The organism is Phormidium yuhuli AB48 (assembly GCF_023983615.1).
In the GTDB taxonomy this organism is placed as follows: Bacteria; Cyanobacteriota; Cyanobacteriia; order Cyanobacteriales; family Geitlerinemataceae; genus Sodalinema; species Sodalinema yuhuli.
The window spans coordinates 1524089-1540868 of sequence record NZ_CP098611.1; the positions used below are offsets into that span (position 1 = coordinate 1524089).

The window sequence follows — 16780 nt, forward strand, 5'->3', positions numbered from 1 at the left end:
GGTCTTAACTCAATATATGTCTGACGCACAACCACTTATTCAATAAAATTTATCATCTATAATGAAAAAATCCTGAGTTTGGCAGTTCTCACATGCAAGACATCAACTCCTTCAATGCCAGAGAAATTCGTGAGGCTTTTCGAGGGGGGACTTTGTCCCAACCCACTCCGGGTTTGGCGCCGGGGTATGTTCAAGCCAATTTGGTGATTCTGCCTCAGTCTGATGCTTTCGATTTTTTGTTGTTCTGTACCCGCAACCCGAAACCTTGTCCAATTCTGGATGTGACGGAGGTGGGGGACTGGGAACCTCGACAGGTGGCTCCAGGGGCGGATTTACGCACGGATGTTCCTCTCTATCGGGTTTGGAAATCTGGAACTCTGGTGGATGAGGTGACGGATATCCGAGACCTCTGGCAAGAGGATTTTGTGGGCTTTCTGTTGGGCTGTTCGTTCTCGTTTGAGGCAGTTATGCTGGCGGCGGGGTTGCCGGTTCGTCATATTGAGGAGGGGAAAAATGTGCCGATGTATCAGACCACAATTCCCTGTCAGTCGGCGGGGCGCTTTTCTGGCAATATGGTGGTTTCGATGCGTCCGTTAACGCCGAAACAGGCGATTCAGGCGGTGGAGGTGACGGGGCGCTTTGCGAAGGCCCATGGCGCTCCTCTGCATTTTGGTAATCCTGAAGTGTTGGGAATTAGGAATATCAATAGTCCTGATTTTGGTGAGGCGGTGACGATTCGTGAAAATGAGATTCCGGTGTTTTGGGCTTGTGGGGTGACGCCACAGTTGGCGATTATGAAAAGTCAACCTGGGTTGGCGATTACTCATGCGCCGGGCTATATGTTTATTACGGATGTTCGGGATGAGGAGTTGACGTTTTCTTGATTTATATGTTTTTGATTTTTGATGTCAGATGATGTAGCTTGTTTTGAGAGAAATTTAGTGCTGATATCCTGTGAATTTTGTTGAGATAAATGGTTTATGAATGGAATTTTAGGGCTTGATTTGATGGCTTATGGGGGCAGACACTCGGTGTCTTTGGAGACACCGGGTGTCTTACTTGCTTTCACTTTTTCTCGTTGTTAATACCATTTTTCGATAACCTTGCTAGACATGGACACTGGAGGAGGGCGAACAGCCGTTCGCCCCTACAGCTATCTATTGTACGAATGCATGAAAAGTGGTATAAGGAGATTCTACTCCTGTGTTACTCTCCCAAGAGGGATTGTAACTGCTCGAATAGGTCCTGAGCGCGACTTAAACTGGGTTTAATCCGTAAGGCCTGACTCACGGACTCTAGGGCGGTTTGGGTTTCTCCGGCAAAGGCTAGGGAGAGACCGCGATAATACCAAGTCCACGGATCGCTGGAGTCTAAGGCTAAGGCCTGATCAAAGGAGGCGATCGCCCCCTCGTACTCTTCAATGGTCCCCAACAGCCAGCCGCGACAATGCCAAATTGAGGCCCATTGCGGACTTAACCGCAAGGCTTCATCTAGGGAGGCTAGAGCGGCTTCATATTCTTCTAAGGTCATTAAGGAAAGACCTCGGTAATACCAAGCCCAAACAATTTCTGTATCAATTTCTAGGGCCGGGTCATAGGCGGATAAGGCTAATTCCGGTGAGCCTTTGGCTTCCCGGGCCCGCCCCAACCCCACCCAGGCATAATAGAGAGTCTTGTCCAGATGCAACGCCTGCTCAAAGGCATCGATCGCCTCCTCATGACGTTGCAACTCATTCAAGACAAACCCTTTCCCCATCCAGGCGATCGCCACCCGAGCATCTGCCTCAATCACCCCATCAAATAGGGTCAGAGCCTCCTCAAAGCGATCGCCCTCCAGCAGATGAAACCCTTCACGAATCCAGTCCTCAAAGGACACCACAAACTCATTGTTCTGCAATTGTGCCACCTTGCGTCCACTGCGCCGTCGCTCAGGCTTGGGCTGTAAGCGCAGCAGTTCCGGTGGCGCTGCAATCATCGTCATCGGTGTCATCCCTAAAGAACTCCGTTCCTTAGTCGCACTTGCCAGTCCCAAGTTTAATCTCAGATTCATGCTGTGTCACCCAAAATTTCTACGCTACTTCTAAGTATTTCCACGGATGAAACACTTATTCACTTTCTGGCAACGGCGAGGGCTGAAGCCAAGTCATACAAACCAAAGTCCGGGTCAGTTGCAGGTCTGGATCGGAAGCCAGCTCAAAGGTCCAGGCTTCCATCTGCCCCACCTCAGTCGGAAATGCAGCAGGCAGGTTCTCAGAACGCCGCGCCAAGGTCTCAGGCCCGAAAGAACTCACGCCAAATCCGTCAAAGGCCTCCACCGTTAACCCCGGATTCAGCATCGGGGGAACAGTCATGTCCCGAGCCTCGCCCGGGCGAACACAGACCAGCATCCCCCGAGAGCCACCGGCACTCCCACGTCCCGGGTCCTCAACTTCTTCTGAACTACTGGAGGGTTGCGGCTCTTGGGCTGACAGGGGACTCGACCCTCCTATCAGCCCCATCAAGGTCATCAACACCAGAGAACATCCCAGATTGACTCGTCCTAATTGCAAATTCATCCTGCATTACCTCAATAGATTGATTAACGATTGCCAGAAGAGGGCGACCACAAGGGTACGCCCCTACACCTCCCCCCTATTGCCTTTTGCCTCTTGCCTCTTGCCTCTTCTTCTATGTATTTCCACGCAGACGCCACTTATTCAAACCGGCTCAAATTCCAACTATAGAAAGCGATCGCCAACGCCGGAAACAACCAAGGCAACAACAGCCCGGCGCTACTATAAACCTGCAACGAGACCCCACCATAGAGGGCGATCGCCCCTACTCCCCCCCAATAGCAACTCCGACCCCGCCAGCGATCGCGACCATAAACCAAAACCACTTTTCCGCCCAATACCGTCACCAACAACAACCAACTATCAGGAATCGGAATCACCAAATGAGAGGTGAGGAAATGATGAGTCATATAGGCATGAGCCTCACCCCCCATAAACACCGTTCCCCTCCGTCCCTGACGCCGTTGCCAATAGCGTATCGCCGGGGGAGGTGGCAGATTATCCCCCCCATCCCGGTCAATGCCCGCCTCGTAGTAGCCCCCCGCTGCAATAATCACCACCGCATCGGACCAATCCTCTCGCCTCAACTCCGCCAACGCCTCCTCTGGGGACTCCAGTAACTGCCAAGCCAAAACCCGCTCATAAATCACCTCGGGGGGAAGAGAAAAATCTAACAGAGGCTGCAACCAACGCTGACGCCAACGATAGGACCATAACGTCAGCGGATGCTGCTCAGCCCAAGGCGATAACCCCAACCCCGACTCATCCTGGAGAAACCGCTGCACCTGGTCTTCCCGTGACCCCTGCAAAACCGCATCCTCCTGCTGCTGAAGCCGATGGGCGATCGCCAACTGATAACTAAAGGGAGTACGCTGATAGGGAGAGTCACGACGGGGACGAATATGCCAGAAGGGAACCCAGGCATCCCCCAACAGCAGCCACTCCCGTTCTGCCACCTCAGGATAGAGTTCAATCCACTCTCCCCCAGGATTACGGGCTGTAATCAAGACAGACCAAACCTGACGCTGAAACGCCTCCGCCAACACCTGACGCAAGGCCGCATCCTGTCCTCGGGGGTCCTGTAAATCCAGTAAATAATCCACCCCCACCACAGACACACCGGTCTCCATCACCCCCGACATCACATCCGCTAATAACTGACGGTCAATGGGCTTATATTGGCTGAGACCACGCCGCTGAAAGGTCTGTTGGTCAATCAGAACCAACACCACCGGTGGCACCTCTTCCCGGGCCACCTGACCGGTCCAATCCCGATAGCGGGCCTGCATCCCCACCCGTTGATCCAACAGCCAAGGCTGTACATTGGGCAGGAGACTCAACAACAGCAGAGACCCCACCGTCACCAGCTCGGATTTTGTGGGTCGTAACCGTCGCCACCAGCCCCGCCACCCCTGTTCTGGCAGACGATAGGGTGGAGACTCGGGATGGCGGAATAGGGAGGGAACGAGGTAGGCGGAGGGGTAGGTGAGATTTTTCTCTAATTTCAGGAACTCACCGGCTCCTCGTAAGGCGGTTTGTACTGTCTCTCCCGCTGAGAGTCGTTGCAGAAATTGCACCAAAAACTCCTGGGCCACCTCATTGTGGATGGGTTCGCGCATGATGGCAACTTGACCCAAACCCAGGTTAATCAAGGCTTGAGCAATATCCAGGCCCGAACAGGAGTTAAATAGGGCAAACTGTAAGCCCCGTTGCTGGGCCTGTCGGAGATAGGGACTGAGGTCGCGAATCGATAGGGAGGTTTGGGGGGCGATCGCCACCTGTCCATCGAGTAACGCCGCCTCGTTACTGTGACCGGCGAAAAAGAGAACATCCCAACCTTGAGGGTCGGCGATCGCCCCGCAAATACGGTCTTTGAGCAGTCGCGACTCCTCTCCCGGTTGCCAACCCACATAGTGAATATCTAAACAGCGTCGTTGGGCCTTGAGTGCCAGACGCTCCCCCTTAAAATTGAGACCCGTCTCATCCCCCAAAATGGCTAATACCCGAGGTCGTCCCCGTCGCAGCGTATTGGGGGCGGAGGTGGGGGAGAGAATCGGGGGCGATCGCACCACTTCGATATGCCGTCCAAACTCCCAAGTCTCCCAGGGAAAGCGAGCCAGTTCTAGGGGACTACAGGTTAAAAATAGGGTTTCATGGGGGTTAGCCTGTCCCCCCTCTGACTCCCCCTCGGGGCCATGGATGACCCCCGAATCTGACCCCGTCTCCGAGCCAGAATTAGACGGAGTGGCCAATTGCGATCGCACATCAAACAACTCCCCTCGTTTGAGCCAACGATGGAACTCCGAGAGAAAGCGAGCCTCCGCCTGCACCAATTGACTATGCCAGTCCACCGGCGGCCCTGATAACTGTCCCGTCGCCCCCACCCGTCCTCGCAAGGCTTGTTTGTAATAGCCCAAATAGGCCCGTCGCCACTGTTGATAGAGAGTCAACAGCACCTGGGGGAAGCTGACGGTGGCGGTTAAACGCTGTCCCTTTCCCCAGGTCAGGTCAAACAGACAACTTTGCTCAATTTGATGGATGCTGAGTCGGTAGGCCATAGCAGGCTAAGCAGTGGCTCAGGTGTGAAAGGTAAAGGGGGGCAGAGTCAGGGGCGTTCCGTCGGCGGCAATGATACTGACGGTAAATTGCTCATCCATCTGACCAATAACTTGAGTATAGAGGTAGGCCTGGCCGGAGTCTTCATTTAAACTTTGGCGAACCAAGACCGAGGTCTCATCCTGAACAATCAGTTGAGTTCCCGGCTCCAGGGGGGCCCCAGGACGGGGTCCGAGAAAGAGAAACAACGACCATTCCGGAGAATAGTGGGAATCCAAGACCTTCCAGGTGAGAGCATATAAACGGCCGGGGAGTCCCTGATGATTTAACTCCTGATAGGCACCTCTGGCGGTTTGGGGAATAACTACCCCCTGCTGTTCCAAGTCTCGCAGCAAGGTTTCCAGTTCTTCGGCGGGGGTTTGCACCGACATCAACTGATGAGCCGTCGCAAGAGGAGGGAGCAACGTCCAGTGAAACCGCTCCGCCACCGTATCAAGTTGGTCTCGCAGCCAATCACGCACATTCAACCTCGGCTGGGGACACAAATAAGGCGAGGAGGCCCGAGTCTCAGGATTGAGAGTTTCCAGAGTCTCGGGATTAAGACAATGTAGATAGAGCAGGAGGTCTTCAGGAGAGAGGTCCCAGTCCTCCAGGGGCACATGATAATGACCTTTACGGCTTAGGGCTAGATTTCCCGACTCCTTAAAGCTCACCAGGCGATCGCGACGCAATCCCGCTAAGATTTTCACTTGGTCCGCTTCCTCCTGCACTTCCGCCAGGATATATAAATGGGCGAAGTTGAGAGGGTCTTTGAGGGTATAGCGGGGAATGGAAATTACGCCATCGCTGAGGCTTCCTTGAACCACCAGACAGAGGCGAAATCCCTTGACCTGACAGTTCACACCAGATTGCGGGGCCGTTTCGCGACTGTAATCGAGGGGTAACGCTTCCGCACCCTGATCGAGCCATTGTTGTAACCCCCTAATTGCCATGGCTCGTAGAAAACAAAACCATTGGTGATTCGTATCGATTTCGTCTTGACAGACTTCAACCGCCCAATTCACAGCCCCAGTGGTCAGGTGAACGGTTGTTCCTTGATCCGGGTCAAGGTCGAGAAGTTGACATTGGCTAGAGTAAGTCATGATGACATTAGGATAAGAAGAAAGAACGCAAGGTTTGATTGCAATAGACCCGTTACTCAAGATTCTGGCGCAATGGACAGATGGCACGGCACAAGACAGCATTAAAACGACTAATCTGTTGGCAAGGTTGAGCGGATTGAGTTTGAGCGGCTGATTCTGCCATCATGTCATCCACGAGTTCTGTGAGTAGGGTTTCTAGGGTTTGGTCAATGGCGTGAAGCCGCTCGATTGAGATATATTTGAGGGCTTCTTGGCTAAGCCGTTGATAGAGTTGGCGAATCAGAAGATGGCGCACCTCTAATCGCAGGCGTTTGAGATTGAGGAGTCGCGTCACTTGCACTTGAGAATTGAGTCCAATTTTGGGCGCAATCTCCCTCATGGAGAGACCCTGACATTGGGATAGATGCAGTCCCTCCAGGTAAGCTTTTTCGCGCCCCTGTCGGCGACGGTGGAGTTTCTCCAGATTTGCGTTCAGGACTTGGGCGATCGCCCCCGCAAGAGTCTCCTTAAGGGCTTGTCGATAGGCCGCTAGAAAGCGCTCCGACTCATCCTCAATCGTCCCCAAATTACCGGGTTGTTGCCCCACTAAGGTTTCTAATTCCTGTCCATCTTGCGGTTGGTAGAAGCGGGGATTCCCACTGCGAACATGAACACGATATTCTCGCAGTTGATCTGCAAGGTGTTTCAGTCGTTTAAGAACCACTGGACCAGAAACCGTGGGGAACATCTGTTTTAATTGCTCCTCGGTGGGAGCCTCGCAGCGACCCCGGTAACCCAGGCGTCGTTTCGAGAGGCGATCGCGCCGATAGACCCCTTGATACTGTTGTAACAACTCCAGCGCCTGATGGATTTCATGCTGGCTACAAAGATGATAGTCCTGGAGAATTCGTTCAAGTTGGTCAACATTGGTATCATTGAGGATGGCCCAGTCGCTGGCACGATAGATGCCCCTATCTAACAATAGGCGATTCAGCTCAGGATGGTTGTAGGTCAGTTGCCGAGTCCAGGTACTTAAGCCAGACTGGTCGGGGTCATAGGCCTCAAGAATCTCTAAACTCAAGGGACGATAGACTGGGGAACGCCTCCCGTCATCATCGAGAACCACAGCCGCTAACTCCTGTGATGAGAGTCCGTAACGTTCACCATAGCGTTCTGCTAGACTAAGACAGGCCCGGTGAATCTGATGGCTAATGAAGCAACGAAGACTCAACTGTGCTAAGTCCGCATCTTGCTCTTGGCTTCGCCAGCAGCTACATAGCTGCCGTTGAAGTTGGCTATCTGGGTAATCTGGGTCTAGTAGAGCCTGTGGGAAGCGTTCTTGCAGCCAGGCTTGGACCTCTAGGTTGACCTGAATCTGAGACTGTCCAGATGACCTCAGACGCATCAGTTGCCAGTAGTAAAAAGCATTATCCATGACATTGCAAGAAGCGACAGTGGCACAGGGTTGACGGCGACAACCCAAACCGGGTCCCAGAAGGAGTTAAGCGATAACAGCAGTCTGGGGTCAGGTATTTAGGGATGACTCTCCTGGCGCTGTGCCATTATTAATAGATATTTCTGAGAGGGGTTCTCTTATTCATGGAGTTGTGCTCTCTGTCAGGCCAGCCATTCCTGAAAAACCCCAAGCTGTCATCAGAGACCCTCACAGCTTGGGGTGTTGCCTCATTGAGAGGTGGGAAGCCAGTTTAGCCTTGGAGTCTTAGACGAGATTCTAGTTGTTCGAATTGAGTTCTTGAGCAACATTGTCCAGTCCTTCCTGATTTCCCTGGAGTTCGTACAACCGAGCGGCTTCCTCGAAACTGGCTTGTGCGGCCGTCTCGTCGGACAATTCTCGATAGGCTAAACCGAGACGATAATGAGCATCAGCAAAGTTGGGATCTAACTCGATGATACGCTCATAATCCTTAATAGCTGCCTCTAACTCGCCAATCGCCTCGTAAGCTGAGGCGCGGATGGAGTATTGAGGGACATCAGTCGGATCAAGCGCAATGGCTTGGGTGAGATCGGCGATCGCCTCATCATATTGTCCCAGGCGACTGTGATTCAAACCCCGATTGTAATAACTCACCCGGTCATTGGGATTGAGACGAATGACTTGGGTATAGTCTTCAATCCCTGACTCATAGTCCTCAAAGAGACTGTGGGTTAAGGCACGACCGAAGAACGCCTGAGCATTATTGGGATTGGCGCGAATGGCTTGAGTATAGTCTTCAATGGCACTGTCTTGGTCTCGGAGGGCCAGGAAGGCAAAACCACGATTGGTGTAGTAAATGGACGCTTGGGCCGGGTCGAGGGATAAGGCACGGGTGAAATCCTCGATCGCGTCTTCCTGTCGTCCTAAACGAGAGAACGCTTGACCCCGCTCATTATAGGCCCCAGCATTACGAGAATCTTGCCGTAATACATCTGTCGTCTGGCGAATGGTATCTTGGATGCTCTGAAAATCCTCATTCGTGAGAAAATCATTCGCACTAACTTGGATTCCAGGAGTTTGCAGAATCGACAAGGCGGCCCCATCTTGCAAAATCAGAGTCCCAACGGCGGTATTTTGGATTTGGATATCCCCCAGTGTGACTCCTTCGCGCAGAATCATCTTGTCTCGTCCCACAGTGAAATCGGTAATCACATCCCGGTCATCGGCAGAGGGAGCGACAATAAATTGATTAGACCCTCCGCCACCGGTGAGGGTATCAAAGCCGCGATCGCCCGAGAGGATATCATTCCCCTCCCCGCCGACGAGAAAATCATTCCCCTGACCACCGAAAATCGTATCATCCCCAGCACCACCAATAATGGTGTCATCGCCTTCATTGCCGAACAATATGCGTCCCACATCATTATTGACCAGGTAGTCATCACCATCCAGAAGGGCGATCGCATCCGTCAGCGGTGAACTTTGTAATCGATTGAGTTTTTCCCCCGATAAATCATCCATAAAAATCGTATCATTGCCCGAAGTTGCCAAACCAAAATCAAAACCATCTCCACTAATAATATCGAGAACCATGATTGATACTCCCTGTGAGTGTGTTCTGATTTAATATATGTCTGGAGCCTCAGAGCTTATTCATTTTTATCTACATTTTTTGGCTAATTTTAACTCTATAAAATCCGTAGGGGCAATCCCTTGTGGTTGCCCAAAACCCCGTAGGGGCAATCCCTTGTGGTTGCCCAAAACCCCGTAGGGGCAATCCCTTGTGGTTGCCCAAAACCCCGTAGGGGCAATCCCTTGTGGTTGCCCAAAACCCCGTAGGGGCAATCCCTTGTGGTTGCCCAAAACCCCGTAGGGGCAATCCCTTGTGGTTGCCCAAAACCCCGTAGGGGCAATCCCTTGTGGTTGCCCAAAACCCCGTAGGGGCAATCCCTTGTGGTTGCCCAAAACCCCGTAGGGACAATCCTTACAGAGTTATCTCCTGAGCAACATTCAACAATCCCTGCTCATTCCCCTGAATCTCATACAAACGAGCCGCCTCCTCAAAACTAGCTCGTGACGCCCTTAAATTCAAGAACTTTCGATAATTCACTCCCAAAAAATAGTGAGCATCCGCATAATTCTCATCCAACTCAATCACCCGTTCAAAATCTTGCACTGCTGCCCTGATATTGCCAGTCTCTTGATAGCTAAGTCCACGAAATAGATAGGTCATTACATTATCGGGATTGAGGTCAATGGCAGTCGTAAAGTCAGCGATCGCCTCGTCATACCGTTCGAGTTGAGTATAGGCAATACCGCGATTGTAATAAATCCAACCAACAGCCGGTTGTAAGCGAATCGCCTCAGTGTAATCACGTAGAGCCAATTGAGCTTCACCTAAACCCCAGTGAACCCCAGCTCGACCCGCGAACGCCTGAGCATTCTCCGGATTAGCCTCAATCGCCTGATTATAGTCAGCCAGAGCTTGTTCGCGATCGCCTAAGACAGAGAACGAACGACCTCGATTTCCATAATAAAGCGACGTATTCTCGGGGTCGAGAGAGAGGGCCATTGTAAAATCAGCGATCGCCTCCGAATGTCGTCCTAAATAAGAGAAGGCCTCACCGCGAGCGTTATACAGCAAAGCATTTTCAGGATCTTCGAGTAGCATCTGATTCGTAAAAGTAATGAAGTTTTGGGTAGATGCCAAAACCTCATCGTTCAAAAGGTCTCCCTCAGACAACAGAATACGACGGTTTAACATAACCGCCAGGGGCATACCATCTTGGAGGATTAAACTCGGACCGGTCAGCGGATTTTGGATTTGAAGATTCTCCAACGAGATATCATTGGGGACGAAAATTTTATCCTGACCCCCGGTGAAATCCGTAATCACATCCCGGTTCGCCGGAGAATCAGCCAAAACAAACCAATCCGAGCCATCCCCACCGGTGAGCGTATCAAACCCCTCATCTCCCCAGAGGATATCGTTACCCGGTCCCCCAATCAGAGAATCATTCCCCGAGCCGCCAATAATCGAATCATCCCCAGCACCGCCAACAATCGTGTCATTCCCCGGTCCCCCCCAGAGCCATCGTCCCACATCATTGTTTTCCAGATAGTTATCCCCATCCACGAGAAAGACGATATCCGTCAGAGGGGAACTTTGGAGGCGATCGAGTTGCTCCGGCGGCAAATCAGCCATAATAATCACATCATCCCCAGAGGTGGCAAAAGCAACATCGAAGCCATCCCAAGTCACAATATCCAGAACCATCACCGATACTCCCTACGAGTTTCTACTGATTAGATGTATTTCTGGAACCTCCGAGCTTATTCACATCTCCGTAAAATCATCCATCGGCGTCCACTGCCCCGAAAACAGGAACGACGCCCAATAATAGGGATGCCTCCCTCGACCGAGCCAGTCCAACTGCACCTCCCGCAACGCCTCACTCCGTCCCTCCCCCACCAACAACCGTTGATAATAATCCCCCATCAAATCTGCCGTCTCCTCATCCGCCACCTTCCACAAACTCATCAACTGACTCTCGGCCCCCGCCATCACAAACGCTCGCCGCAAGCCATAAACCCCCTCACCATTAGCCACATCCCCCACTCCCGTCTCACAAGCACTCATCACCACCAAACGAGTCCCCCGCAAATCCAACCCCACCACTTCCAGAGCCGTCAACACTCCATCTTCTCCCTCACTATCGCGGCTATTAAACCCAGCCAATGCCAACCCCGAGCGCAGCAGAGGATTCTCACTACTGGTAGGACGGTTACTGGGAGGAAGGAACCAACCCTCCAGTGGTCTAGCTGTAACTAACTCAATCTCCCCCCGAGTGAAATCCGTCATAGGCTGAGGGGGGACAAACTCCACATCCTGGAGAAAGAAACCATGGGTAGCTAAATGGAGAATACTGGGAGCCTGAACCTGTTTGAGTGCATTTTCTGTTGCCTGCGCCCCGGTAAGAACGATGGGATTGTCTAGAAGGGGGGCAATCGCCTCCACCTCCCGCTGAGTCCCCGGTAGTTCTCCAAACTGTAAATCCTCTATCTCCATTGACCGTTGAGACTCTCCCCGAGTCGCCTGTGTCACCTGCATCACGGCAGAGGTATCAGCATCATCATAATTAGGATTGGCAAATAACACCGGGGGTTGACGACTGGGACGGGGATATTGCAGTCGCAACAAGTCCCGTCCCGTGGTCAGATGGGTCAACTGATAGGATTCCACCAGATAACGATTCTCCTCATCCACCAGTGCGGCAAAGGGAATTAAGTTCAGTTGACCATCTGGGGACAGGAGTAGATGAGTTGCATCTCCGAGTAGAGGACGAATGGGAGCCATCAGCAACTCATCGAGTTGTCGTCCAGTAGTTTGAACTCGTTGCTCGGAGTTGGGGACGCGAGTGGCGTTGAGGAAGGCAACGGCGGCATTGTCGATGGTTTCGGCATCTCCTAAGTCCACCCACTGGGGGTCACCGGAGGCGTGGAGGATATAGGCGGCGTAGCGGGGCGGTTCCCGACGTCTTTCAGACCAGTTTATGGGATGATATTGAACCAGTTCCACCAATGCTGCATCATTGGGAATCAATGCCTGAACTGCCTCAATTTCCACCGGTTCTGTTGCCACTCGGAACTCGGCACTACGACGAGATAGGTCATCTTCCAACTGTTCCACCTGTTGACGGAGGGTGTCTATCTCGGCGCGATAGAGGTCAGGGTCTTGGTTACCGAGGCCGGCATAGAGGCGAGTTGCCAGTTGAGTTTGGGCGTTGGTGTACTCGTCCAGAAGGGGAGCGAGTTCGGGGCTGAGGTTATCTCGCAAGAGTTGTTGCGTCTCGGTCACGGCATCAAGGATGCGTCCTTTGCGGCGTAGGACTGTAGTCAGGGCGAGACGTGCTGCTTGGGGATGGTCAGGAGCATCTTGGAGATGGAGTGAGAGAGTTTGGTGAGTTGTGCCAGATAGAGTGGCGATATAGGCTTGTTTACGGGCTTCTGAGCCAATAGCGAGATTCTGGGCTAGGTTCGTTTCTTGAATATCCAGGCCCCGTTGGAGAAGACTGAGGCTTTGAGATGTACCTCCTTGGGCTTGGTAGAGTGTAGCCAAATTATTGAGGTTGGTAGCGACATGGGGGTGAGACTCTCCCAGAGCAGTTTCCCAGATTTCCAGGGCCCGGAGGTAGAGAGGTTCGGCGGCATCATAGTTTCCCTGGGCACGGTAGAGTGCAGCCAAATTATTAAGGCTTTGGGCGACATGGGGGTGAGTCTCTTCCAGGGCGGTTTCATAAATTTCCAGGGCCCGGAGGTAGAGGGGTTCGGCGGCATCATAATTTCCCTGGGCACGGTAGAGTGCAGCCAAATTATTGAGGTTATGGGCGACATGGGGATGAGACTCTCCCAGGGCGGTTTCTAGGATTTCCAGGGCCCGACGGTAGAGAGGTTCGGCGGCATCATAGTTTCCCTTGGCTTGGTAGAGTAGAGCCAAATTATTGAGGCTGGTAGCGACATGGGGGTAAGTCTCCCCCAGGGCAGTTTCCCAGATTTCCAGGGCCCGACGGTAGAGAGGTTTGGCGGCATCATAGTTTCCCTGGGCACGGTAGAGTGCAGCCAAATTATTGAGGCTGGTGGCGACATGGGAGTGAGACTCTCCCAGGGCGGTTTTCCAGATTTCCAGGGCCCGACGGTAGAGAGGTTCGGCAGCGTGATAGTTTCCCTGGGCTTGGTAGAGTGCAGCCAAATTATTGAGGCTGGTGGCGACATGGGGGTGAGACTCTCCCAGGGCGGTTTTCCAGATTTCCAGGGCCCGACGGTAGAGAGGTTCGGCAGCACTGTAGTCTCCCTGGTCACGGTAGAGTGCAGCCAAATTATTGAGGCTATGGGCGACATGGGGGTGAGACTCTCCCAGGGCGGTTTTCCAGATTTCCAGGGCCCGACGGTAGAGAGGTTCGGCAGCACCGTAGTTTCCCTGGTTATGGTGGAGTGACCCCAAGTTATTGAGACCGAGGGCGACATCGGGATGAAGCGCTCCTAGAGAAGTCTCGCGAATTTCCAGGGCCCGACGGTAGAGAGGTTCGGCAGCACTATAGTTTCCCTGGTCACGGTAGAGTGACGCCAAGTTATTAAGGCTTTGGGCAACATCAGGATGAGATTTTCCTAGGAGGTTTTTCCGGATTTCCAGGGCCCGACGGTAGAGAGGTTCGGCAGCACTATAATTTCCCTGGTTATGGTAGAGTGACGCCAAGTTATTGAGGCTGGTAGCTACATAAAAATGAGACTCTCCCAGGGTGGTTTCTCGGATTGCTAGTGCCTGTCGTGCCAAAGGCATAGCCTCTTGGTAACGGCTTTCGTCCAACAGTTGCAACACTTGTTGGTTCAAACGATGCGCTTGTTCCAATAACTCGGCTCGTTCAAGGTCAGACGACGTTGCCGTTTGTACCGTTAGCCTATAGTCTCCCACTTCTTGCCCTTGTGCTGAAGTTGCTGCGACAGTGTAAGAATCCGTTTTGGGGATTACCACAACCATCCGGGCATTAGCGTTCTCACCTCCATATCTATCTTGGGCGATTAGCTCAATTTCCTCACCTGCTATCAGTAACAATAGGTGAGCATCGAAGTCGTCACTGATTAAATCAATGACTAGCCGTTGCCCCTCTTTTGCTTCAAGGGGATAGACATTGAAATATCTACCATCATCTGTAATACGACTCGTTTCATCCAATCGCCCCCGAACATCAATGGGTTCAAAGTCCTGATTGACCGATGACTGGGCCAATCGCTGAGGTTCCTCAGCCAAAGCTAGGGAGACTCGTGGCAGGCCTAACCCCAATGTCGTCAATAGCCCCAAAGTCAGCAGATGTCGCGATAGGTGCATGGGTCGAACCCTCCTGGAAGTAATGGAAGTTTCTCCGGTGAGCTGCCACAACCCCCGGATAATTCCTACGAGTTTATACTGATTAAGTATATTTCTGGAGCCTCCGAGCTTATTCACATCTCCGTAAAATCATCCATAGGCGTCCACTGCCCCGAAAACAGGAACGACGCCCAATAATAGGGATGCGCCCCCCGACTGAGCCAGTCCAACTGCACCTCCCGCAACGCCTCACTCCGTCCCTCCCCGGCCAACAACCGTTGATAATAATCCCCCATCAAATCCGCCGTCTCCTCATCGGCCACCTTCCACAAACTCATCAACTGACTCTCAGCCCCGGCCATCACAAAGGCTCGCCGCAAGCCATAAACCCCCTCACCATTCGCCACATCCCCCACTCCCGTCTCACAAGCACTCATCACCACCAAACGAGTCCCCCGCAAATCCAACCCCACCACTTCCAGAGCCGTCAACACTCCATCTTCTCCCTCACTATCTCGGCTATTAAACCCAGCCAATGCCAGACCTGAGCGCAACAGAGGATTCTCACTACTGGTAGGACGGTTACTGGGAGGAGGGGCAAATTGCCCTGGCTGTGCGTCCGTCACCACAATCACGTCGCCGCGAGTGAAATCCCTCAGAGGCTGAGGCGGTACAAACTCCACATCCTGGAGAAAGAAACCATGAGTCGCTAAATGGAGAATACTGGGAGCCTGAACCTGTTTGAGAGCATTTTCCGTCGCCTCCGCCTCCGTGAGAACGATGGGATTGTCCAGCAGAGGTGCGATCGCCTCCACCTCCCGCTGAGTCCCCGGTAATTCTCCAAACTGTAAATCCTTTATCTCCATAGACCGTTGAGACTCTCCCCGAGTCGCCTGTGCTAGCTGCATCACGGCAGATGTATCGGCATCATCATAATTAGGATTGGCAAACAACACGGGTGGTTGACGACTGGGGCGAGGGTTTTGCAGTCGTAACAAATCCCGTCCCGTGGTCAAATGAGTTAACTGATAGGATTCTACCAAATAACGATTATCTTCATCCACCAGTGCGGCAAAGGGAATTAAGTTGAGTTGACCATCTGGGGAGAGGAGTAGATGAGTGGCATCTCCGAGGAGAGGACGAATGGGGGCCATCAGCAAGTCATCGAGTTGTCGTCCTGTGGTTTGGACTCGTTGCTCGGAGTTAGGGACGCGAGTGGCGTTGAGGAAGGCAAAAGCGGCATTATCGATAGTGTTGGCATCTCCTAAGTCTACCCACTGGGGGTCGCCGGAGGCATGGAGGATATAGGCGGCGTAGCGGGACGTTTCCCGACGTCCTTCAGACCAGTTTGTGGGATGATATTGGACCAGTTCCACCAATGCTGCATCATTGGGAATCAATGCCTGAACTGCCTCAATTTCCACCGGTTCCGTTGCCACTCGGAACTCGGCACTACGACGAGATAGGTCATTTTCCAACTGTTCCACCTGTTGACGGAGGGTTTCTATCTCGGAGCGATAGAGGTCAGGGTCTTGGTCACCTAAACCGGCATAGAGGCGAGTGGCGAGTTGAGTTTGGGCGTTGGTGTACTCGTCTAAAAGGGGAGCGAGTTCAGGGCTGAGGTTATCTCGTAAGAGTTGTTGCGTCTCGGTCACGGCATCAAGGATGCGTCCTTTGCGGCGTAGGACTGTAGTCAGGGCGAGACGTGCTGCTTGGGGATGGTCAGGAGCATCTTGGAGATGGAGTGAGAGAGTTTGGTGAGTTCTGCCAGATAGAGTGGCGATATAGGCTTGTTTACGGGCTTCTGAGCCAATAGCGAGATTCTGGGCTAGGTTCGTTTCTTGAATATCCAGGCCCCGTTGGAGAAACCCGAGGCTTTGCGATGTGTCTCCTTGGGCTTGGTAGAGTGTAGCCAAATTATTGAGGCTGGTGGCGACAGAGGGGTGAGACTCTCCCAGGGCGGTTTCTCGGATTTCCAGGGAGCGGCGGTAGAGAGGTTCGGCGGCATCATAGTTTCCCTGGGCACCGTAGAGTCCTGCCAAATTATTGAGGCTGGTGGCCACATGGGGGTGAGACTCTCCCAGGGCGATTTCATAAATTTCCAGGGAGCGGAGGTAGAGGGGTTCGGCGGCATCATAGTTTCCCTGGTTACGGTAGAGTGCTGCCAAATTATTGAGGCTGTTGGCGACATGGGGGTGAGACTCTCCCAGGGCGGTTTCTCGGATTTCCAGGGAGCGTAGGTAGAGGGGTTCGGC

Annotated in this window: 10 protein-coding genes; 1 reads left to right on the plus strand and 9 read right to left on the minus strand. The window is 52.7% G+C overall.

Going from position 1 to position 16780, the window contains the following annotated elements; all coding sequences use genetic code 11:
- Nucleotides 1–92: 92 nt before the first annotated feature.
- Nucleotides 93–884, plus strand: coding sequence for a putative hydro-lyase (locus tag NEA10_RS06555; RefSeq protein ID WP_252664537.1), 792 nt, complete (start codon nucleotides 93–95; stop codon nucleotides 882–884).
- Nucleotides 885–1206: 322 nt separating this feature from the next.
- Here the strand turns inward: NEA10_RS06555 and NEA10_RS06560 are convergent, their stop codons facing one another.
- The 9 genes from NEA10_RS06560 to NEA10_RS21080 form a co-directional block, all read right to left on the minus strand.
- Entirely contained in the window at nucleotides 1207–1980 is a 774-nt protein-coding gene (locus tag NEA10_RS06560) for a tetratricopeptide repeat protein (protein ID WP_252664538.1), read from the minus strand.
- A gap of 124 nt (nucleotides 1981–2104) precedes the next feature.
- Nucleotides 2105–2554 (minus strand): hypothetical protein, encoded by a 450-nt coding sequence (locus NEA10_RS06565; protein ID WP_252664539.1) that lies wholly within the window; start codon nucleotides 2552–2554, stop codon nucleotides 2105–2107.
- Between the two features lie 137 nt (nucleotides 2555–2691).
- On the minus strand, nucleotides 2692–5109 hold the full coding sequence (locus tag NEA10_RS06570) for a CHASE2 domain-containing protein (protein WP_252664540.1): 2418 nt from the start codon (nucleotides 5107–5109) through the stop codon (nucleotides 2692–2694).
- 18 nt (nucleotides 5110–5127) lie between these two features.
- Entirely contained in the window at nucleotides 5128–6249 is a 1122-nt protein-coding gene (locus tag NEA10_RS06575) for a DUF1822 family protein (RefSeq protein ID WP_252664541.1), read from the minus strand.
- Between the two features lie 52 nt (nucleotides 6250–6301).
- Nucleotides 6302–7663: a hypothetical protein gene (locus tag NEA10_RS06580; protein ID WP_252664542.1), complete on the minus strand. Its 1362-nt coding sequence runs from the start codon at nucleotides 7661–7663 to the stop codon at nucleotides 6302–6304.
- Between the two features lie 297 nt (nucleotides 7664–7960).
- Nucleotides 7961–9256: a tetratricopeptide repeat protein gene (locus NEA10_RS06585; protein ID WP_309494743.1), complete on the minus strand. Its 1296-nt coding sequence runs from the start codon at nucleotides 9254–9256 to the stop codon at nucleotides 7961–7963.
- A gap of 391 nt (nucleotides 9257–9647) precedes the next feature.
- On the minus strand, nucleotides 9648–10940 hold the full coding sequence (locus NEA10_RS06595; protein WP_252664543.1) for a tetratricopeptide repeat protein: 1293 nt from the start codon (nucleotides 10938–10940) through the stop codon (nucleotides 9648–9650).
- Between the two features lie 60 nt (nucleotides 10941–11000).
- A complete protein-coding gene (locus NEA10_RS06600) occupies nucleotides 11001–14546 on the minus strand; it encodes a CHAT domain-containing tetratricopeptide repeat protein (protein ID WP_252664544.1) in 3546 nt (1181 codons plus the stop codon).
- Between the two features lie 113 nt (nucleotides 14547–14659).
- Nucleotides 14660–16756: a CHAT domain-containing protein gene (locus NEA10_RS21080; protein WP_374111898.1), complete on the minus strand. Its 2097-nt coding sequence runs from the start codon at nucleotides 16754–16756 to the stop codon at nucleotides 14660–14662.
- Between the last annotated feature and the right edge of the window lie 24 nt (nucleotides 16757–16780).

Coding starts and splice junctions, on each gene's coding strand:
- NEA10_RS06575 (WP_252664541.1), bottom strand. CDS start 6,249: ATGACTTACTCTAGCCAATGTCAACTTCTCGACCTTGACCCGGATCAA.
- NEA10_RS06570 (WP_252664540.1), bottom strand. CDS start 5,109: ATGGCCTACCGACTCAGCATCCATCAAATTGAGCAAAGTTGTCTGTTT.
- NEA10_RS06560 (WP_252664538.1), bottom strand. CDS start 1,980: ATGACGATGATTGCAGCGCCACCGGAACTGCTGCGCTTACAGCCCAAG.
- NEA10_RS06595 (WP_252664543.1), bottom strand. CDS start 10,940: ATGGTTCTGGATATTGTGACTTGGGATGGCTTCGATGTTGCTTTTGCC.
- NEA10_RS06585 (WP_309494743.1), bottom strand. CDS start 9,256: ATGGTTCTCGATATTATTAGTGGAGATGGTTTTGATTTTGGTTTGGCA.
- NEA10_RS06555 (WP_252664537.1), top strand. CDS start 93: ATGCAAGACATCAACTCCTTCAATGCCAGAGAAATTCGTGAGGCTTTT.
- NEA10_RS06565 (WP_252664539.1), bottom strand. CDS start 2,554: ATGAATTTGCAATTAGGACGAGTCAATCTGGGATGTTCTCTGGTGTTG.
- NEA10_RS06600 (WP_252664544.1), bottom strand. CDS start 14,546: ATGCACCTATCGCGACATCTGCTGACTTTGGGGCTATTGACGACATTG.
- NEA10_RS06580 (WP_252664542.1), bottom strand. CDS start 7,663: ATGGATAATGCTTTTTACTACTGGCAACTGATGCGTCTGAGGTCATCT.